Source organism: Pseudomonas sp. F9001 (assembly GCF_013385435.1).
Lineage (GTDB): Bacteria > Pseudomonadota > Gammaproteobacteria > Pseudomonadales > Pseudomonadaceae > Aquipseudomonas.
On record NZ_JACAPX010000039.1, the window covers coordinates 23,734 to 24,078 of the forward strand.

At 53.6% G+C, this 345-nt stretch carries 1 pseudogene; it reads right to left on the reverse strand.

Annotation, left to right across the window (positions count from 1 at the left end):
* Positions 1–52 precede the first annotated feature (52 nt).
* Positions 53–345: pseudogene (locus tag HX818_RS31080) on the reverse strand (hypothetical protein); the annotation flags it as partial.

Sequence of the window (345 nt, forward strand, 5' to 3'; positions counted from 1 at the left end):
CAGATCAAGAGCACAGCGGCCTACCGGCCGGCTTGAGTGTTTAAAAGCCAAATCAAAAGCTAAAGCGGGCACGGTCAAATGTGGGAGCTGGCTTGCCTGCGATGGCATCAACTGGGTGTACCTGATGCACCGAGGTGTCTGCATCGCAGGCAAGCCAGCTCCCACAGAAAAGCAGAGCTGCATCAGCTTCAGATTTGGCTTTCGCTCTGGCTTTCGCTCTGGCTTTTGATCTGGCTTTTGATCTGGCTTCTAAACACTCAAGCCGGCCGGTAGGCCGCTGTGCTCTTGCTTTTGATCTTGATCTTGCTCTGACTGCCCCAATAATCTCGATGCCGAACGCAGGTT